General features: G+C 70.2%; 16 protein-coding genes. 6 read left to right on the top strand and 10 right to left on the bottom strand.

Annotated elements, in window-relative coordinates; all coding sequences use genetic code 11:
* Positions 1–30: 30 nt before the first annotated feature.
* Positions 31–801 carry an exodeoxyribonuclease III gene (gene xth / locus H7965_RS09775; RefSeq protein ID WP_186770381.1) on the top strand — a complete coding sequence of 257 codons (771 nt, stop codon included), beginning with the start codon at positions 31–33 and terminating at the stop codon, positions 799–801.
* 104 nt (positions 802–905) lie between these two features.
* Here the strand turns inward: xth and H7965_RS09780 are convergent, their stop codons facing one another.
* The 7 genes from H7965_RS09780 to H7965_RS09810 form a co-directional block, all read right to left on the bottom strand.
* Positions 906–1,082, bottom strand: a complete 177-nt coding sequence (locus tag H7965_RS09780) for a hypothetical protein (RefSeq protein ID WP_186770382.1) — start codon at positions 1,080–1,082, stop codon at positions 906–908.
* Between the two features lie 99 nt (positions 1,083–1,181).
* Positions 1,182–1,412 (bottom strand): hypothetical protein, encoded by a 231-nt coding sequence (locus H7965_RS09785; RefSeq protein WP_186770383.1) that lies wholly within the window; start codon positions 1,410–1,412, stop codon positions 1,182–1,184.
* A gap of 123 nt (positions 1,413–1,535) precedes the next feature.
* Positions 1,536–2,447 carry a glycoside hydrolase family 5 protein gene (locus tag H7965_RS09790; protein WP_186770384.1) on the bottom strand — a complete coding sequence of 304 codons (912 nt, stop codon included), beginning with the start codon at positions 2,445–2,447 and terminating at the stop codon, positions 1,536–1,538.
* Positions 2,448–2,685: 238 nt separating this feature from the next.
* Entirely contained in the window at positions 2,686–2,961 is a 276-nt protein-coding gene (locus H7965_RS09795; RefSeq protein WP_186770385.1) for a hypothetical protein, read from the bottom strand.
* 182 nt (positions 2,962–3,143) lie between these two features.
* Positions 3,144–4,577 carry an HlyD family type I secretion periplasmic adaptor subunit gene (locus H7965_RS09800; RefSeq protein ID WP_186770386.1) on the bottom strand — a complete coding sequence of 478 codons (1,434 nt, stop codon included), beginning with the start codon at positions 4,575–4,577 and terminating at the stop codon, positions 3,144–3,146.
* Entirely contained in the window at positions 4,574–6,340 is a 1,767-nt protein-coding gene (locus H7965_RS09805) for a type I secretion system permease/ATPase (protein ID WP_186770387.1), read from the bottom strand. Before H7965_RS09805 ends, H7965_RS09800 begins: the two co-directional genes overlap by 4 nt.
* Positions 6,341–6,343: 3 nt before the next feature.
* The gene (locus tag H7965_RS09810; protein WP_186770388.1) at positions 6,344–6,766 is read right to left on the bottom strand and encodes a hypothetical protein; all 423 of its coding nucleotides are present in this window, start codon (positions 6,764–6,766) and stop codon (positions 6,344–6,346) included.
* A gap of 459 nt (positions 6,767–7,225) precedes the next feature.
* Here H7965_RS09810 and H7965_RS09815 point away from each other — a divergent pair, with 459 nt between their 5' ends.
* The 3 genes from H7965_RS09815 (at position 7,226) to H7965_RS09825 (ending at position 10,903) form a co-directional block, all read left to right on the top strand.
* The gene (locus tag H7965_RS09815) at positions 7,226–8,512 is read left to right on the top strand and encodes an outer membrane beta-barrel protein (RefSeq protein WP_186770389.1); all 1,287 of its coding nucleotides are present in this window, start codon (positions 7,226–7,228) and stop codon (positions 8,510–8,512) included.
* Complete coding sequence (locus H7965_RS09820; protein WP_229682562.1) at positions 8,502–9,284, top strand: WecB/TagA/CpsF family glycosyltransferase; 783 nt, start codon at positions 8,502–8,504, stop codon at positions 9,282–9,284. Before H7965_RS09815 ends, H7965_RS09820 begins: the two co-directional genes overlap by 11 nt.
* A gap of 353 nt (positions 9,285–9,637) precedes the next feature.
* Positions 9,638–10,903, top strand: coding sequence for a Glu/Leu/Phe/Val family dehydrogenase (locus H7965_RS09825; protein WP_186770390.1), 1,266 nt, complete (start codon positions 9,638–9,640; stop codon positions 10,901–10,903).
* A gap of 179 nt (positions 10,904–11,082) precedes the next feature.
* Here the strand turns inward: H7965_RS09825 and H7965_RS09830 are convergent, their stop codons facing one another.
* Both H7965_RS09830 and H7965_RS09835 read right to left on the bottom strand, forming a co-directional pair.
* Positions 11,083–12,453, bottom strand: coding sequence for an ABC1 kinase family protein (locus H7965_RS09830; protein WP_186770391.1), 1,371 nt, complete (start codon positions 12,451–12,453; stop codon positions 11,083–11,085).
* Positions 12,450–14,327, bottom strand: coding sequence for a M3 family oligoendopeptidase (locus tag H7965_RS09835; RefSeq protein WP_229682563.1), 1,878 nt, complete (start codon positions 14,325–14,327; stop codon positions 12,450–12,452). The genes H7965_RS09830 and H7965_RS09835 overlap by 4 nt, the downstream gene beginning before the upstream one ends.
* A 79-nt stretch (positions 14,328–14,406) precedes the next feature.
* Here H7965_RS09835 and H7965_RS09840 point away from each other — a divergent pair, with 79 nt between their 5' ends.
* A complete protein-coding gene (locus H7965_RS09840; protein ID WP_229682564.1) occupies positions 14,407–16,203 on the top strand; it encodes an AMP-dependent synthetase/ligase in 1,797 nt (598 codons plus the stop codon).
* Positions 16,204–16,439: 236 nt separating this feature from the next.
* Here the strand turns inward: H7965_RS09840 and H7965_RS30330 are convergent, their stop codons facing one another.
* The gene (locus tag H7965_RS30330; RefSeq protein WP_222440536.1) at positions 16,440–17,579 is read right to left on the bottom strand and encodes a CBS domain-containing protein; all 1,140 of its coding nucleotides are present in this window, start codon (positions 17,577–17,579) and stop codon (positions 16,440–16,442) included.
* 293 nt (positions 17,580–17,872) lie between these two features.
* On the opposite strand from H7965_RS30330, the gene H7965_RS09850 reads away from it, so the two are divergent.
* Positions 17,873–19,642 (top strand): thiamine pyrophosphate-dependent enzyme, encoded by a 1,770-nt coding sequence (locus H7965_RS09850; RefSeq protein WP_186770392.1) that lies wholly within the window; start codon positions 17,873–17,875, stop codon positions 19,640–19,642.
* Positions 19,643–19,766: the final 124 nt, after the last annotated feature.

Raw genomic sequence — 19,766 nt, forward strand, 5'->3', positions numbered from 1 at the left:
AGCAGCGGCGGAAGCAGCGATGCTGCGGGCATGACCCGCATCGCCACCTTCAACGTCAATTCGATTCGCCGGCGCGTGCCGCATGTGAAGCGCTTCCTGGCGCGGCACCAGCCGGAGCTGGTGTTCCTCCAGGAGCTGAAATGCCGGACCGAGGAGTTCCCGGCGCTTGAACTTGCCGATACCGGCTACCGGATCCATGCCGTCGGCCAGCCCGGCGGACGGAATGGCGTCGCGGTGCTTGGCCGTATTCCCTTCGAGGTAACGGCCGAGGCGCTGCCGGGTGAAGCCGAGGATGACCATGCCCGCTTCATTGCGGTGTGGGCGGCCGGGGCGGAGATCGCCGGCCTTTACCTGCCCAACGGCAATTCCGGCGGCGAGGCCGGCTTCCGGTACAAGCTGCGCTGGCTGGAGCGGCTGGCGGAATGGGCGGAGGCGCGGCTGGACGCCTTCACGCCGGTCGCCTTGCTCGGCGATTTCAACGTCTGCCCGACCGAGGCCGATCTGGCGCCGGGCGCCCTGCCGCCGACCGATGCGCTGGTCCGGCCGGAAAGCCGCGCCCGCTTCCGCGCCCTGCAATTCCTTGGCCTAACCGATGCATTGCGGGCGCTGCATCCGCAGGACGCGCCCTTCACCTATTGGGACTACGGCCCGGCCTTCAACATGAATCGCGGCCTGCGCATCGACCATATCCTGCTCAGCGCCGAACTGGCCGAGCGGCTGACCGGATGCGGCGTCGACACCGATGCCCGGTCCGAGGACCAGCCGAGCGACCATGCGCCGGTGTGGTGCGATCTTCGGTAGCGGCGGCGGGTTTGCTGAATATTTGCCAAGGATGAGTGGTTGGACCGAGGCCAGTGCTCGGTCCAACCATGACCCTAGCCAGGACCCTCTGCGGCAGACCCTCCTCAGTAGCTGGGACGGACCGTGACCGTTGGCGGTGCCTGCATCGGCATGACAGTGGTCGGCGCCGGTTGCTGCTGCAGCACGACCGGGGGTTGGGCCGGCCGATCGCGCTCGACATAGGTGCAGGCGGTCAGGGCAAAGCCGGCCCCAATGGCGGCAAGCAATGGCAGGACGCGCATGTGTCTCCCTCCTCGCAAACGATCCTGCACGACAACGGATAAAGGGGCGTCCGGACGCGCCTCGAAATGGTGACGCCTGCGTGAGCCGCCCCGGCTTGGCTACCAGCGCCGCCAGCCGTAGCCATAGCCGTAGGGACGATACCCATAGCCGTAAGGGCGATACCCGTAGCCGTAGGGCCGGTATCCGTAACGATAGGGCCGCGCATGGTAGGGCACCGGCGCCGGGGCGACATAGGCCGCCGGCGGCCCGTAGTAGCCGGCAGGGTAGACCGCGCAGCCGCCGAGGCCGACCAGCACCGAAAGGGCGAGCAGGACGCGCAGCTTGGCCATGTGAGGCACTCCTTTCGTCGGCCATTGCAGCACCATGGATGCGGCGACACCGGGGCGGAACCAAGGCGGCGGCCAGGCGGGCGCTGGCGTCACGATTGGCCCGGCGACGCCTCCCGGCCGGCGCTACGGGCGGTAGGCCCTGCGCAGTTCCTCATGCGGTGCAGCGGCATCGCCGGGCTGCATCCGCCACCAGCCGCCATGGCTGTAGGACCAGAGCGTCGCCGGCAGGCCGAGGCTCCGCAGCACCGGCAGCGCCACCCGCAGGTCCCGGGTCCAGGCCGGGCGGTTGGTTTCATGGCCCTTGGCACCGCCCAGCTCGGTCACCAGCACCGGCAGCCGGTACCGGTCGCGCCACGCCGCCAGCGGGGTGAAGCGTCCGCGCACCGCACCCGCATCGCCACCCTCGTAGTCATGCACCTCGGCGATGGTCGCGGGGTCGGCCGGCGGGGTCGCCGGCAGCAGCGACCGCCCGCTGCACCACTCATGCCCGCCCCACATCAGCAGGTGCCGCGGCGCCGCCTGCCGCAGCGCCGCCAGCAGCCGGTCGCGCACCGGCATCCAGGCCACTGCGTCGGGGAAGACCGGCTCGTTGATTGGCGCCAGCACCACTTGGCCGGGATCGGTGCGCGGGGCGAAGAAGCGGGCACGCTCCGCCAGCGCCGCCCAGTCGCGGCGGTCCCAGCCAGGGTCGGCATGGAAGAAATCGGCCATGCCAAGCAGCACCACCAGCCCGGCGCCAGTGGCATCCTCCACCGCCTGCTGGAACATCGCGGGAATCTCGGTACCGCCACCGGTGGCCGAGACCGCGGGCAAGAACATCCGCACATGGTCGAAGCCGGAGGCGCGGAATTCCCGCCACCAGCCGGGGCCGAGGCGGCGCGGCTGGTTGTCGCGGGCAACCGGGTACCAGCGTTCCAGATTGGCGCCGAGGCGAAGCTGGCCGAGCCGTGCCCGCAGCCCCTGCGACTGGCCCGCTGCCCCATGCGGCAGCAGCGCCGCGGTCGCCCCGGCGAGGAGCAGGCGGCGCGCTACCATGGGCGGGAGCCCTGGCCCGCATCAGCGGGTTCCATGGGTCCAGGCAGCGAAGGTGCCCAGTGCAGCCCGGCGCCTGTCGCGGCACATCGCCGCTTCCGGCGACGCGCGCCGGCTAGGCTACAGCGGACTGCGTTCATGTCTGAATGCCCATTCGCTGCGGGCTGCTGCTTGTCGAGCGGAGGCACTCTCCGGCGCATTCGTGCCCCTCGGCGACCCGCGCCATGCCATCCGCACCGCGTCAGCCGAAGCGGAAGGATCCCGGCACCGCGGCAGGCGCCTCCGGGGCAGCGGCGCCCTGCTGCGCCTGCTGCTCCTTCATCCGGGCCTCCACCTGCTTCAGCAGGCCGAGCAACCCATTGGCCATGGCCGGCAACTGGACCAGCGGCACCACCAGCTGGCCGGCGGCCACCGGCTTGCCGTCCGCGCCGGTCTGCGCCAGCGTCAGCCTGGCCACGCCGTAATGGACGCTCGCATCCATGATGCCGTCGGCGAAGATGCTGCGGGTGTCGGTCATGGTGGTGCTCCGCGAAAGGGTGTTGGGCGAAGGACAGAGCGGATCGCGGAGGGGCGTGACCGCCCCGGAGTTTCGATCCGCTCTGCAAACAACAGGCTGCGGCGGCCGCCTGAACCGGGACGGCCCGGGGTGCGGCGGCCGGGCCGGGCCGCCCCCCTGCCGGCAGGGGGGCGGCGCCTGGCTTATTGCTCGCGGAAGGCGCGGTTGAAGCTGTCCCGGATCGGCTGGGTGATGTAGCGGAAAAAGGTCCGCTGGCCGATCTGGATATGCGCCTCCACCGGCATGCCGGGGGTGAGGAAGACATTTGGCAGCCGCGCCAGCTGGTCCCGGTCGATGAGCACATAGGCCCGATAATACTGCTGCCGGGTCTGTTCATTGGTGGTCACGTCGGCGGCGACCCAGGTCACATGGCCGTGCAGGTAGGGCACCAGCCGCTGCTTGAAGGCCGGCAGCCGGATTTCGGATTGCAGCCCGGGATAGACCACGTCGATGTCCATCGGCTGGACATTGACCTCGGCCACCAGCCGGTCGTGGTCGGGCACCAGCTCCAGGATCGGGTCGCCCGGCCGCAGCACCGCGCCAATGGTGAAGACCTTGAGGTTCACCACCGTGCCGGATTCCGGCGCCACCACGTCGCGCCGGGTGGCGACGTCGGTGGCGGCGCGCATCTTCTCCTCCGCTTCGGCCAGCTTGTTGCGGGCGTCGCCCATCTCGGTGTTCACATCCTGCAGTCGCTGGTCGAGCAGCTGGCGCTTCTGCTGGTTCGATTCGGCGATCGAGGCGGAGGCACGGGCGATCTGGCCGCTGAGGTCCTCCAGCGTGCCCTCCAACCCGGCAAGGCTGCGCTGCACCGCCAGCAAGTCCGGCAGCCGGGCCAGGCCCTGGCGGACCAGATCGCGGCGCATCGCCTCCTCCTGCCGGATCAGCGCCAGCTGGCGGCGCGCCGCCTCCTGCTGACCACGCGCGCTGGCAATGACGCCTTCCTGCTGCTGGACCCTCGTGTCGAGAACCTGGAGCTGGCTGGTCAGGCTGATCTGCCGCGCCTCGAACAGCGCCCGCTGGCCGACCACGGCGCCGACCGCGCGCGGCTCGGTATTGGCGAGGAGCTCGGGCGGGAAGGCGATCTCGCGCGCCCCCTCCTGCTCGGCGACCAGCCGGGCCATCTGCGCCTGCAGCGACCAGACCGCCGCGCGCTGGGTCTCCAGCGTGCTGTCCGACTGGATCTGGTCGAGCCGGACCAGCACCTGGCCAGCCTCCACCTTGCTGCCATCGCGCACCAGGATCTCGCGAACGATGCCGCCTTCCAGGTGCTGCACGGTGCGGCGGGTGCCTTCCACCTTGATGACGCCGGGAGCAACCGAAGCCTCGGCCAGCGGCGCGAGCCCGGCCCAGGCGCCGAAGCCGACGATGAAGATCAGGAAGATGACCAGGCCGAAGATCATCACGCCGCGGGTGCGCGGCGCTCGCGCATCCAGCAGCGGGTGCGAGGGAAAGGGCGGCAGGGTGCTGCCCGGCTCGCGCCGCGGCAGCGCCAGGGCGCGCTGGGTCGGCACCACCGCGGGCGGTTGGGCCGGGCCCTTGGCCGGCGGGGCCGGGGCGTCGGTGGTAAGGCTCATCGGGCGCCGGTTCCTTCAAGACGGGCCGCCGCGGGCGGCGGGGCGACCTCGGGAGGCCGTGCCGGGGTCATCAGCCGCTTCAGCACCTCGGCGCGCGGCCCGAACATTTCCATGGCGCCATCCTTCAGCAGCAGCACCTTGTCGACGCCTTGCACCAGGGTGGGCCGGTGGGAGACCAGGACCACGGTGGTGTCCTGCGCCTTCAGCCGTTCCAGCGCCTGGGTCAGCGCCGCCTCGCTGTCGCCATCGAGGTTGCTGTTGGGCTCGTCCAGCACGATCAGCTTGGGCCGGCCGAACATCGCCCGCGCCAGGCCGATGAGCTGGCGCTGGCCGCCGGAGAGGTAGAGCCCGCCCTCGCCGATCTCGGTTTCGTAGCCGTTCGGCAGCCGCAGGATCATCTCATGGCAGCCGGCGAGCCTGGCGGCGGCGAAGACCTCCTCCGGCTCCGCTTCGGTCATGCGGGCGATATTGGCGAAGACGGTGCCGTCGAACAGCTCCACATCCTGCGGCAGGTAGCCGACGTGGCGGCCGAAATCCTCCCGCATCCATTGATAGACATCGGCGCCGTCCAGCCGGACCGTCCCGGCCGAGGCCGGCAGGGTGCCGATCAGCAGCCGGATCAGCGTGGTCTTGCCGGCTGCCGAGGGGCCGATGATCGCCAGGCTCTCGCCCGGGTTCAGGGCGAAATTCACCCCCTTGATCATCGCCACGCCCTGGCCGGGGAAGGCGTAGGAGACGCGCTCCACCGTCAGCCGGCCGGTGGGCTCCGGCAGCGGCAACCCGGGCGGGCGCAGCCGCGGCATGGCCAGGAAGGCCTGCAGCCGGCGGAACGACTGCCGCGCCTGCACCAGCGCCTTCCAGCCGCCGATCATCTGCTCCACCGGCGCCAGCGCGCGGCCCATGATGATCGAGCCGGCGATCGAGGCGCCCGCGGTCAGTTCCTGCATCAGCACCAGATAGGCGCCGACGCCGAGGATCGCGATCTGCACCCCGAGGCGGAAGAATTTGGTCATCGCCACCAGGATGGCGGCGCGGTCGCCGGCCCGCTGCTGCGGCACCGTCATCTGCGCCACCGATTCCCGCCAGCGGCCGATGACCGAGGGCAGCATGCCCATGCTGTCGATCACTTCGGCATTGCGGGAGATGCTGTCGGCGCGGCGCTGCGACGCCATGGCGGCGGTATTCGCCTCCCGCAGCAGCTTCGAGGTGGAGAGTTCACTGGCCAGGGTCAGGCCGAACAGGATCAGGGCGCCGCCGAGGGCGATCCAGCCCATCACAGGGTGCAGCAGGAAGATCACCGCGATGTAGATCGGCACCCAGGGCACGTCGTACAGCGACAGCGCCCCGGCCGAGCCGAGATAGCCGCGGCAGATCGCCAGGTCGCGCAGCGCCTCCATCCGGTAGGGCCGGCCGCGCAGCGTGCTCTCGATGGCGCGGACGAAGCCTTCCGGGGCGACCTGGTGCTCCACCCAGGCGGCCACCCGCTGCATCACCTGGCCACGCACCGCTTCCAGCAGCGCCAGCACCAGCACCGCGGCGATGGCGATGAGGGAGAGATAGAGCAGGGTGTCGAGGATGCGGGTCGCCAGCACCCGGTCGAACACCTGCATCATGTAGATGGAGGTGGTGAGCTGCAGCATGTTCACCACGCCGCTGAACACGCCGACCATGATGAACTGCTTGCGGCAGGCGGCCAGGGCGCGGCGCAGCGGGGTATCCGCGGAGCCCTCGGCACCGACGCCGGCGAAGCGGGAATGGGACATGCGTCAGCCTGCCAGTAGGCCGGCGAGGCCGGCCAGGGTTTCGGGGTGCAGCGCGACCCAGCCGGCGGCGAGGCCAACCAGGACCAGCGCCAGCAGATTGGCCAGCACCATCCGGGCGAAGCCCGGCGGGCGGCGCAGCCCGCCCAGATGCTCGGCCACCGCATCGTGGCGGATTTGTTCGACAGTATTGTGCAAGTAGCGGAAGGCGTGCTCGCTAAGCGCGGTCACCGCCGCCTGGCGGTACTGCTCGACCGCCTCGGGGGTCGGCGCGGCGCCGGCCTCGGTGGCCAGGGCGTAGGCCAGCAGGCCGACCACCCGGTCCTCGCCCGGCTGGCCGGCCACGAAGGCCGCCAAGCAGTCCTTGGGCAGCGGCACGGCAGCGGCCTCGGACGCGGGCTCCTGGCGGATCATTTCGATGGTTCCCATGGCGGCGTCCTTCCTGGCTGCGCGCCCACACATAGTTGAGACGCCTCGGCCGTTTTCGCCCGGAGCTGATTGGCCCCGGCCGTGCTGATTCTGGCCGCCGCTGATCGGGCTGTCGGCTTGCATGGCGAACCGCATCCGAAATACTTGCCCCTACGATCATCGCGTTGGGCGGCATGGGGCCGAATACGCCCCGCTCGGCTGGTCAATTGCAAGCCCCTTCGGTTCCACCTTGCGGTGCCACACCGATGCGTGATCAGATCGATATGGAACCGTGGTTGCTGCGGTGCAATATACACGACCGAAGGGGAGGCCGCCGCTGCATGGCGCCACCGCATCGGTGTGGCCTGCGGGCCACCCGGCGATGCCGCAGCCGGGATGGCCAGATCGTGATCGTACCGCATTGACCTCAAACAGGTTCCACCGTGATAGCAGACCGAAGCGTCAGAGTGCGGGGGAATGATGGCCAATAGGTTTCGACGCGGGCGCGCGCCGCTTGGATTCGTCGTCACGGCCCAGGCAGCCCTGTTCCTGGGCTGGGCCGCGGGCGAGGCGACGGCCCAAGGCGTCTCGCCGCGGGACGTGCAGCGCGGCATGACCGTGAACACCCGTCCGCGGCCGGACTACGACCCGCTCGGCGTCCGGCTCGGCGGTTTTCGGCTGGACGGTCTGGTGGAGATCGCCCCAGGCTTCGACAGCAACCTGTTCGGTCGCAAGAACAACGTCGAATCCGATGGCTTCGTCGACCAGAATGTTGCGCTCAACCTGCGCAGCGACTGGACCACCCATGCGGTGGGCGCCGAAGCGACCATGAACGCCCGGCAATACTTCAGTAGCAGCCCGCTGGACTACCAGGACTGGGGGGTCGGCGGCTTCGGCCGCTACGACTTCTCCGCCGACACCAGCGTCGAGGGCCGCTACCGCCATTCGCGTGACCACCTCGACGTGTACAGCTTCGACGTGCAGAGCGCCGGCATCGGCCAGCCGGTGCCCTTCGACAGCGACGAGGTCACGGTGACCGGCAACACCCGGTTCAACCGCGTCGGCGTACTCGGCACCGGCGTCTACCGCACCTACCGCTTCCAGGATGTGACCATTGGCGGCGTCAACAACCAGACATCGCTCAACGACTTCAACACCGCGATCGGCGCCGTCGGCGTGAGCTATGCGGTGGCGCAGGGCCGCTCGGTCACCGGCGTGGTGCGGCTGCAGGACATCTCCTACACCAATAGCATCTCGCATAGCCGCAACAGCTTCACCTGGGAGGCGCTGCTCGGCTTCGAATACGACTTCGACGGCGTCTGGTCGGGCCGCATCGCGGTCGGCTGGCGGCAACGCGAGTACGAAGGGCCGGGGATCAAGCCGCTGGAAGGGCTGGCGGTGGAAGGCCAGCTTACCTGGGTGCCGACCCAGCTCACCACCGTACGCTTCAATGTCGCCCGCACCATCGACGAGTCGATCCGCCGCGACGCGGTCAGCTTCCAGCGGCTGCAGGGTGGCGTGGCGGTGGACCATGAATTCCGCCGCAACATCATCCTTGGCGCCGATTTCCGCGCCGACCGCCGCGAGTATCAAAGCCCGAACCAAACCGCCACCGATGCGTTGCTGACCCTGACGACCCGTTACCTGCTGAACCGCAACGTCCAGATCATCGGGAGCTACTCCTATTCGCGGCGGCTTGAATCCAGCGGCGGATTGCCTGAATACGACCGAAACCTCGTTCAGCTCAGGCTCCGATTTGCCATTTGACGCTCTAACCCTGGGCAACCCGCAGGACGGCGCGCCCACCCTCCGGCTGCTCGGCCTCGATTTCGCAGACCTGACGCTGCCCGCCGTGGTGGCGCGGCTGGCGGCACGTCCGGCGGATGCGCCGTTCAGCTATGTGGTGACGCCGAACGCCGACCATCTGGTGCGGCTGGCCCGTCGCCCTGCCCTACGGCCGCTCTACCACGAGGCCGGGCTGCGGCTGCTCGACAGCCGGGTGGTGGCACGGCTGGCCCGGCTGATGGGCCTGCCGGCGCCGCAGGTGGTGCCGGGCAGCGACCTGGTGGCGGCACTTGTCGGCCAGGCGATTGCGCCGGAGGAACCGGTGACCATCCTCGGGATGCCAGCGGAGGCGGTCGAGGTGCTGCGGCGGCGCACCGGCCTCAACCGCATCGCCCACCACGACCCGCCGATGGGCTTCGAGCACGATCCGGCGGCGCTGGTCGCGGCGCTCGACTTCATCGAGGCGCATCCGGCACGCTTCACCTTCCTCGCGGTGGGCTCGCCGCGGCAGTGCATGGTGGCGAACGCCCTGGCGCGGCGCGGCGTCGCCCGCGGCACCGGCCTCTGCATCGGGGCCAGCCTGCTGTTCCTGTGCGGGCTGGAGAAGCGGGCGCCGCAGCCGGTGCAACGGGCCGGGCTGGAATGGGCGTGGCGGCTGGCCGCAGATCCGCGCCGGCTGGCGCGGCGCTACCTGGTCGACAGCCCGGCGATCGTCACCCTGCTGCGGCAGGAGGCCCGGCTGCGCCGGAACTGAGGCGCCGGGCCGCTCAGCCGGCCTGAGAAGGGGATTGCGGCCACGGATTGGCGCTGCCGATGTGGCCGGCATGATGCCGCAGCGATGGGCAGGGGTTGCCTTGAACCTGCGCATCGCGGAAACAATCGCCTGCTGCCTTGGGACACGGTGGCGACGGCCGCCTGGCCCAACCCGGACCCATGGCCTGCGCGGCTCGATCGGTCCCTGACCGGCATCCTGAACGACGCCTTCGGGCGGGATGCCGCCCGGGGTCCAGGCACCGCCAGACGCTGCGGCAGCGACACCGGCGACCTGCGTTCGCCTTGCACCAAGGACGCCACCCCGACCGGGAGGGGGTGGCGAGGAGAGACTGGATGAATCAGGACAATATCCTCGACCTGGCGCTCACGCGCCTCGATGAGGCTGCGCGTCATCTGGAAATCGACAGCGACGTCCTCGAGCGCCTGAAATACCCGCGCGAGACCACCAAGGTCCGGCTGATGATCCGGATGGACGATGGCTCCCGGAAATCCTTCCTCGCCTGGCGTTGCCGCTACGACGACACCCGCGGACCGACCAAGGGCGGCATCCGCTTCCATCCCGACTCCACGGAGGCGGAGGTTGAGACGCTCGCCTTCTGGATGACCTTCAAATGCGCTGTCATGAACCTGCCCTATGGTGGTGGGAAGGGTGCGGTGCAGGTGGACCCGCGCACTCTCTCGAAGGCCGAGCTGGAGCGGCTTTCGCGCGCCTATGTGCAGGCCTTCGCCCGCATCCTCGGCCCGGACCGCGACATCCCGGCACCGGATGTCTACACCAACGCCATGATCATGGGCTGGATGGCCGATGAATACGCCAGCATCGTCGGCCAGTCGGTCCCGGCGGTGATTACCGGCAAGCCCATCGCATTGGGCGGCTCGCTCGGCCGCGACGACGCCACGGCGCGCGGCGGCTACTACCTGCTGCGGCATCTGGCGCGGGAGCTGGGGCTGCGCGAGCGGATGCGTGTCGCGGTGCAGGGCTTCGGCAATGCCGGCCAGTTCATCGCCAGCCTGCTGGCGGCGGATGGCCACAGCATCGTGGCGGTGTCCGATTCGCGCGGCGCGGTGCATTGCCCGGATGGCCTCCATATTGAAGCGCTGCTGCGCGCCAAGACGGCCGGCAAGTCGGTGACCTCCCTCGCCGGCCAGGCCGGGGTCACCGAAGTGCCGGCCGAGGATCTGGTCACGCTTGACTGCGACGTGCTGGTCCCCGCCGCGCTCGAGAACATGATCCATGAGGGCAATGCCCGGCAGGTCCGCGCGCGGGTGATTCTGGAACTGGCCAACGGCCCGATCACGCCCGAGGCAGATCGCATCCTGACGGAGGCCGGGGCGCTGGTGCTGCCCGACATCCTGGCCAATGCCGGCGGCGTCACCGTCTCCTACTTCGAATGGGTCCAGAACCGCCAGGGCTTCTACTGGACCGTCGAGGAGGTGCATGAGCGGCTGAAGGTGATCATGGAACGGGAAGGCCGCCGGATCTGGGACATTGCCCAGGAGCGGCAGGTGCCACTGCGCACCGCGGCCTATGTCCATGCCCTTTCACGCCTCGCCAGCGCCATCGAGGCGCATGGCACGCAGCAGTTCTTCACGAGCTGACGTCCCGGCGTCCGGAGCGGATCGCTGCGGGAGGTTCACGTCCCTCTGCGGTCCGCCTTGGACATGCGGCCTTGGACATGCGGCGAAAACAGGTGGTCGGAAACCGCCGGGTCAAACCCGGCCTGACGGAGAGGTGGTGCCCCCGCACCCCTGCCGGCGTTCTTCCCTAGCCTGCCAGATCAGGCCACCCCGGCGCCCGGCATCGGCCCGGGCACCCGCGCCTCGCGCAGCGCCGCCGCCTGGCGTTCGGCGAGGCCGGCGGCGTCGAAACCCTCGATCATTTCCATGAACATCCGGTGCCAGTTCATCTCCGCCCGCAGCCGGAGGAAAACGCTGCCGAGGCCGATGGCGGCGCGGTCCATCAACGGGAACTCGCGCGGGATCTTCACCCCGCCGGTGCGCTTCAGCCCCTTGTGCACTTCGGCCGCCACCTTGCGGCCATAGGAGACGTCGTCGCTCTCCTGGATCGGCCGCACCCGGTCCTGCACCAGCGGCTCATACAGGAATCGCGCCCAGAGGCTCAGCACCGCCATGGTGTCCTTCGACAGGTTGCGGAAGCCCCAGATGCGGTAGGCCTCGGCCGCCTTCTCCTCGTCATGGTCGCGCACCGCCTCGAACAGCAGGATGACGCCACCGACGAAGCTCGGCGGGAAGACGCGGATGGTGCCGAAGTCGAAGAGGTTGATGCCCTGGCGATCCGGCCGGACCTGGTAATTCCCCAAATGCGGGTCGCCGTGGATCACCCCGTAGCGGTAGAATGGCAGGTACCAAGCGTGGAACAGCGCCTCGGCATAGGCGCGGCGCTCCTCCTGCGGCGGGTTCTCCTCCAGCCGCTTGGCGAGCGCCCTGCCCTCCAGCCAGCTCATGGTCAGCAGCCTTGTGGTGCAATAGCCCTCGACCGGCACCGGCACTTCGACGCGCTTCTGGCCGGCCAGCATCAGGCCATAGAGCCGCTGGTGCGCCGCCTCGCGCAGGTAGTCCAGTTCCTCGCGCAGCCGGTCGCGCATCTCCTGGTAGACCTCGCCATGGTCGAGGGCGCTGTCCATCCGGCGGTAGACCTGCATGGCCAGCTTGAGCTGGCGGAGGTCGGCCTCCACCACGCTCGGCATGTCGGGGTATTGCAGCTTGCAGGCCACCGGCCTGCCATCCGGCAGCGCCGCGCGGTGGACCTGGCCGAGCGAGGCGGCGGCGGCGGCCTCGCGGCCGAAGGTCTGGAACTTCGCCTCCCAGCCCGGCCCCAGCTCGCTCTGCATCCGGCGGCGGACGAAGGGCCAGCCCATCGGCGGAGCATTGGCCTGCAGCGTCTCCAACTGCTGGGCATATTCCTCGGGCAATGCATCCGGCACGGTGGAGAGGAATTGCGCCACCTTCATCAGCGGGCCCTTCAGCCCGCCGAGAATCGCCTTCAGATCCTCGGCATGCGCCGCCTTGTCGGTCTTGAAGCCGAACATGCGCTCGCCAGCGACCCGCGCGGCGATGCCGCCGACCGCGCCCGAGGTCCGCGCCATCCGGCGGATCTCGCCGAACAGCGTGCTCTCACGCTCGCTCATGCGGTCGCCTCAAGCTCGTCGATGAAGCCGGCGATCACATCCAGCCCGCGCTTCCAGAATTGCGGGTCGGAGGCGTCGAGGCCGAAGGGCGCCAGCAGCTCCCTGTGCCGCAGGGTGCCGCCGGCCTTCAGCAGCGCGAGGTATTTCTGCTCGAACCCCGGCACCGCGCCGTCGCGGTAGACGCCGTAGAGCGCATTCACCAGGCAATCGCCGAAGGCATAGGCGTAGACGTAGAAAGGCGTGTGCACGAAATGCGGGATGTAGGCCCAGTAGGCGCCGTAATCCTCGGTGAAGTCGAAGGCCGGGCCGAGGCTCTCCCGCTGCACCTGCATCCAGATCTCGGCGATGCGCTCGGCGGCGATCTCGCCCTTGCGGCGCTCGTCGTGCAGCAAGGTCTCGAAGCGGTAGAAGGCGATCTGCCGCACCACAGTGTTCAGCATGTCCTCGACCTTGCTCGCCAGCATGGCGCGGCGGCGGCGGGAATCGGTCTCGGCGTCCAGCAGCCCGCGGAAGGTCAGCATCTCGCCAAAGACCGAGGCGGTCTCGGCCAGGGTTAGCGGCGTGCCGGAGAGCAGGTAGCCCTGCTCCGCCGCCAGTACCTGATGCACGCCGTGCCCCAGCTCATGCGCCAGGGTCATCACGTCGCGGGTCTTGCCGTGGTAGTTCAGCAGCAGGTAGGGGTGGGCGGAGGGCACGGTCGGATGCGCGAAGGCGCCGCTCGCCTTGCCCGGCCGCAGCGCCGCATCCACCCAGGGCCGCTCGAAGAAGCGGCCGCCGATCTCGGCGAGCTGCGGGCTGAAGGCGCGGTAGCTGTCGAGCACGGTGCGCACCGCCTGCGGCCAGGCGATCGGCCGGTCGTCCTCGTCCGGCAGCGGCGCGTTGCGGTCCCAGTGCATCAGCTTCGGCAGGCCGAGCCACTTCGCCTTCATCGCATAGTAGCGGTGCGACAGCCGCGGGAAGCTTTCCCTGACCGCGCCGACCAGCGCGTCCACCACCTCGTCCTCGACCATGTTGGCGCGGTTGCGGGCCGAGCCGGGGCGCGGGTAGCGCCGCCAATTGTCAAGGATCTCCTTGTCCTTCGCCAGGGTGTTGGTGATCAGCGAGAACAGCCGGATGCGGCTGCCGAAGGCTTCCGAGACCCCCTGCGCCGCCGCCTGGCGCACCGCGCGGTCCCGGTCCGACAGCTTGTTCAGCGCCGCCGAGACGGTCAGCTCCTCGCCGGCGACGGTCACGCTCATGCCGGCGATGGTCTCGTCGAACAGCCGGTTCCAGGCGGAGCGGCCGGTAACCTCCTTCTCGTGCAGCAGCTTCTCCATCTCGTCGGAGAGCTGGTGCGGCCGGAACACCCGCAGGTCGCGCAGCCAGGGCCGCCACCGCGCCAGGGCCGGGCTGGCCGCCAGCTTGCGGTCGAGCTCGGCGTCCTCCAGCCGGTTCAACTCCAGGGTGAAGAACAGCAGGTGCGAGGAGATCGCCGTCACCCGTTCCTGCAAGGTCTGGTAGAAACGGCCATTCGCCGGGTCCTGGGCATTGCCGGCGAAGATCAGCTGGCCGTAGCTCATCGCCCGGCCGAGCACTTCCTCGATCCGCTCATAGCCGGAGATGGCCTCGGCCAGCGCCTCGCCGGAGAGGGTGGCGAGCTTGCCGGCGTGGCGGGCGGCGAAGGCCTTGCCATCCGTCTCGGCCCGGTCGAGATCAGCGGCGAGCGCCGGGTCCTCGGGCGAGGCGTAGAGGTCGGAGAGGTCCCAACTCGGCAGCGGACCGCCGTCGCCGGGGCTGCCGGCATCGAGCGGCGAGAGAGCGGGGGCGGTCGCCCGGCCCGCGGCGGAATCCGCGGCGGATCGGGGCGTGGGCGAAATGGGCTCGGATCGGGTCACATCCCTGCATATATGGCGTGGCAGGTCGTGGCCAAGCCGTGATCATGCGTCGCCGGACGGATGGGAGGGGTGGGGAGAGATGAACACCACGAATGCCGGGGCATCGGCGGCCGCAGCCGCCGGCATGGCACCCTCCCGAGAGTGCAACCATGCTGCCTCCGAAGCCAACCAATGGAACAGCCTGCCCTGGATGCTGCTCGACATCGCCCGTCGCCAGCCGGAAGCGCCGATGGTGCGGTTCTGGCGCAGCGGCGGCTGGCAGCGCATGACATGGGGCGAATTCGCCGCCAGCGTCGCCAATGTCGCCGCCTGGTTGCGCCAGGCCGGCATCGCCCCGGGCGACCGGGTTCTGCTGGTCAGCGAGAGCCGGCCGGAATGGAACGTCGCCGATGCCGCGCTGATGGCGATCGGCGCGGTGACCGTACCGACCTACACCACCAACACCACCGCCGACCACGCGCATGTCATCCGTGATTCCGGGGCGCGGGCGGCGATCGTCTCCACCCCGGCGCTGGCGGCGCGGGTGGCGGAGGCGGCGGCCGGGCAGCTCGACCTGCTGCTGCTGCTCGATCCGGCGGAGGACCAGGCGCCGGCGGGCATTCGCGTGCACCCCTGGGCGACGGCCCTGGCCACCCCGGGCGACCTGCCGCTGCTGATGGCGGAGGCCGAGCAGATCCCGCCCGGCCGCCTCGCCTGCCTGATCTACACCTCCGGCACCGGCGGGCTGCCGCGCGGGGTGATGCTGCCGCATCGCGCCGTGCTGGCGAACCGCGCCGGCATCGCCGGGCTGCTGGAACGGCTCGGCGTCGCCGGCACGCCCTACCTCTCCTTCCTGCCGCTGTCGCATGCCTATGAGCATACGGTGGGCTGCTTCCTGCTGCCCTCGGTGGGAATGGAGGTGGTCTACTCCCGTGGTGCCGACCGGCTCTCCGCCGAGTTGGCCGAGGTCCGGCCAAGCCTTGTCACCGCGGTGCCCCGGCTGTTCGAGCTGATGCGCGCCCGCATGCTGGCGCAGCTGGAGAAGGAATCGGCGCTGAAGCGGCGACTGTTCGAGCGGACGGTGGCACTTGGCCTCCGGCGCCTGGATGGGCCAAAGCTCAACCTCTGGGAGCGGGTGCAGGATGCGGTGCTGGACCGGCTGGTGCGGGACAAGGTGCGGGCCCGCTTCGGCGGCAAACTGCGGGCGCTGGTCTCCGGCGGGGCGCGGCTGGACCCCGACCTCTCCGGCTTCTTCCTCGCCCTCGGCCTGCCGCTGATCCAGGGTTACGGCCAGAGCGAGGCGGGGCCGGTGATCAGCGTGAACCTGCCCTGGGACAACCACCGGCACACGGTCGGCGCCCCGCTCCGCGGCGTCGAGGCCTGCATCGCCGCGGATGGCGAGTTGCTGGTGCGCGGGCCGCTGGTGATGGATGGCTACTGGAACGACCCGGCGGCGACGGCGGCGGCGCTGCGGCCGGGGCCAGATGGCGAGATCTGGCTGCACACCGGCGACGTGGCGCGGATGGAAGCGGGCCGGATCATCATCACCGACCGCAAGCGCGACTTCATCAAGACGCTCGGCGGCGACATGGTCAGCCCGGCCAAGATCGAGGCACTGCTGATGGCGGAGCCGGAGATCGCCCAGGCAGTCGCTGCCGGCGAGGGTCAGGCCGGCATCGTCGCCCTGGTGGTGCCGGCCGAGGGCATGGCGGAGAAGGTGGCGGCGGCGATAGCCCGGGTGAACTCCAGGCTGTCCAGCATCGAGCGCATCCGCCGCTGGGGCACGGCATCCGCGCCTTTCTCGGTGGAGAACGGGCTGCTGACGCCAACCATGAAGGTAAAGCGGCGCGCGGTGCTGGAGCGCTATGCGGGGGAGATCGGCCGGTTGTACGGGTAGCGGGCCGGTTTGCTCCGGCAGGCTGCCGAAGGTCCCCGCGCCCCCACCCTCCCCCGTCATGCGCGGGCTTGAGCCGCGCATCCGCATTCGCGCGAAAGCAACCGGTCAGATGGCCGGATCGGGCCCGGCCACGACGGGCTGGAGGGAGTGGGGCGGAGTGCCAACGCCCATCAGCGCGGTGTTCGGCGGCCACCGGCGATGCGCCCTCCCCCGCCTGGGCGCAGCGGCGCGCCGGCTCAGCCGTTCGCCGGCGCGGGCTGGCGCTGGCTGTGCTGCCCCCCGGGCTGCGAGACGCCGGCCACCGCCCGCCCCGCATGCTCCGGCCCGTGCTCACCGCCGGCGATGTCGCCGAGCGAGACGATGCCGACCAGCCGCTTCTGCCGGTTCATCACCGGCAGGCGGCGCAGCCTCTGCTCCGCCATGTTGTCGGCGACATGGTCGAGCGGCTCATCCTCGTAGACGTAGCGGACTTCCGGCGACATCATCTCGCGCACCCTGGTACGGGTCGGGTCCTTGCCCTCGGCGGCGAGCCGCACCGCGAGGTCTCGGTCGGTGAGCATGCCGACCAGCCGGTCGCCCTCCCGCACCGGCAGCACCCCGGCATCCTCGGCGGTCATCAGCCGCGCCGCCTGCTGCACCGTCTCCTCCGGGCCGACGACCTTCACGTCGGTGCTCATCACATCGGCGACGCAGCCGGCTTGATGGCCCCGCCTCTGGCCGGGCTGGCGGCGCCGCGCCACCTCGCGCTCCAGCGGCAGCAGCGTCTCGTCGGTTGCCTGGCGCGCCGCGCGCAGCAGCACCGTGCCGCCTTCGGCCAAGGCGTCGAAATACTCACGCACGAAATTGCGCTGCAGCTCGATGAAGGCGCTCGGGCCGGTGCGGCGCATCAGCTCCCGCGCCATGCGGAGGTTGGTCGCGATCACCCCGTCGACCAGCGTCTGCAGCGCCTGGTGGGTGTCCTGCATGCCGCGGCCGCCGGGCACCGCCATGAAGTGGCGCAGGCCTTCGGCGGCTTCCTGGGCGATGTCGGCAAGGCCCCGTCCGGCCTGCTCCATCTCCGCGGCCGCCTGCCGCATCACGCTCTGCTGGCCCTCGGCGGCGATCCGCACGCCGTGCCGGGCCGTCTCGGCCATGGATTCGCTGCCATGGCGGCTCACATCCGCACCACGCCGCAGCACCTCGGCCACTTGGCCGGTACCCTCCCGCACCGCCTCGCTACCCTGCTCCACGGCCTGTTCACCACCGCGTTCGGCTGCCTGGCGCGTGGCCTGCGCCACCCCGAGCGTTGCCGCCACCCCTTCGGCCACCGCGGCCCGGCCCCGATTGCGCAGCGCCTCGGCCGGCCCTTGCGGGTCGGTCTGCTTGATATCGGCCATAGCTGGATGTCCCGTCCTCGTTGCGCCTGGTCCGCCTCACCCGCCCTGGACTGCTCCGCGCCAGGCGGCACAGGCGAACACTCGCTGCAAGCGCTGCGGTGCAGCATGGTTCCAGAAAAATGCGCAAGATAATGTATCTTTCACGCATAGCATCATCGAAATATACTCTGTGTAACTGTGAAAACTCGCGCCTCCGAACAAAACCAGGCAAAGTTGCGGGCGGCGGCGAACCTCACCCGCAGTCCGGCGCTGTCCCGGCATACCGGCTTCCACCCTCCCGCGAGGACGCCCGCATGCCACAGAAGGCCGCCGACATCCTGGTCGAAACCCTGATCGACTGGGGGATCGACACTGTCTACGGCCTGCCCGGCGACGGCATCAACGGCATCATGGAAGCGCTGCGCACCCGCCAGGAGCGCATCCGCTTCATCCAGGTCCGGCACGAGGAAAGCGCCGCCTTCATGGCTTGCGCCCATGCGAAATGGACCGGCCGGATCGGCTGCTGTCTCTCGACCAGCGGGCCGGGCGGCATCCACCTGCTCAATGGGTTGTACGACGCCAAGCTGGACCGTGCGCCGGTGCTGGCGATCACCGGGCTGCAGTACCATGACCTGCTGGAGACCTTCACCCAGCAGGATGTCGATCTCGACAAGCTGTTCCAGGATGTCTCGGTGTTCAACACCAGGGTCATGGGCGCGGCGCATATGGCCAAGGCGACGGCGCTGGCCTGCCGCAGCGCCCTGGCGCGGCAGGGGGTGGCGCATCTCAGCGTGCCGGTCGATGTGCAGGAGGAAGCGCAGGAGGATGCGGCGCGGTCGCCGCGCAACAAGCCGCACCCGCTCCCCAGCACCCCGGCGGAGGGGCTGTTGCTGCCGCGTCCCGGGGATGTGGCGCGGGCGGCGGAGATCCTGAACGGCGCCTCGCGCGTCGCCATCCTCGCCGGCCGCGGCGCGCTGGGGGCGACGGCGGAGCTGGAACGCTGCGCCGATCTGCTGGCCGCGCCGGTGGCGAAGGCGCTGCTCGGCAAGGCGGTGCTGCCGGACACCCATCCGCTGACCACCGGCGGCATCGGCCTCTACGGCACCTTCGGCACGCATCACGCCATGGCGCAGTGCGATGCGCTGCTGATTATCGGCAGCAGCTTCCCCTATGTCGAATACTACCCGCAACCCGGTCAGGCGCGCGGCGTGCAGATCGACCGCGACGCCCAGCGCATCGGCCTGCGGCACCCGGCCGAGGTCGGGCTGGTCGGCGATGCCAGGGCAACGCTGGAGGCGCTGAACGCCCAGCTGCGGCGGAAGACCGACCGCGCCTTCCTGGAAGCCACCCAGGCCGAGGCGCGGCGCTGGCGCGACACCCTTTCCCGCGCGGTGGACGAGCCGCGCCAGCCGATGCACCCGGCAGTGCCGGTGCGGGCGCTATCCGAACGCCTGCCGGCGGATGCGGTGGTGGTGACGGACAGCGGCCACAACACCGGGCTGACGGCACGCTACCTCGATCTCGGGCCGGGGCATGCGTTCGGCGTCTCCGGGCTGCTGGCCTCCATGGCCTGCGGGCTGCCCTATGCGGTGGCGGCAGCGCTGGCCTTTCCCGGGCGGGCGGTGTTCGGCATCGTCGGCGATGGCGGGCTGGCGATGCAGCTCGGCGAGCTGGCCACCGCGGTGCGCTACCGGCTGCCGGTCAAGCTGCTGGTGATCAAGAACAACACCTTCGGCCAGATCAAATGGGAGCAGCTGCTGTTCCTCGGCAATCCGGAATACGCCTGCGACCTGACCCCGATCGACTTCGCCCGCGCCGCCGAGGCGATTGGCGCGCGGGGGTTCTCGGTCCGCGACCCGGCGCAGCTCGGCGCGGCGCTGGATGCGATGCTGGCCGTGGAGGGGCCGGTGGTGCTGGAGGTGGAGGTGGACCCGAACGAACCGCTGCTGCCGGCGGTGGTCTCGGAGAGCTATCGGAAGAATCTGGAGAAGGCGCTGGCCCAGGGCACGGCGGGGGCCGAGGCGCTGCGGGCGGCGCTGGGGCGGTCGCCGGCGCGGGAGATGCTGGCGACGGGAGGCGGCTAGAGCGAAATCTGACCATTCAGAGTCGCTGAGGATTCCCGCCCGGCGCGAAATCTGATTCACCGTGCCTGCTGGGCACGGAGGCCAGCTTGCATGGCGAGAACCCTGTCCGAAGATCTACGCGCCC

It is taken from the genome of Siccirubricoccus deserti (assembly GCF_014283215.1).
GTDB lineage: Bacteria > Pseudomonadota > Alphaproteobacteria > Acetobacterales > Acetobacteraceae > Siccirubricoccus > Siccirubricoccus deserti.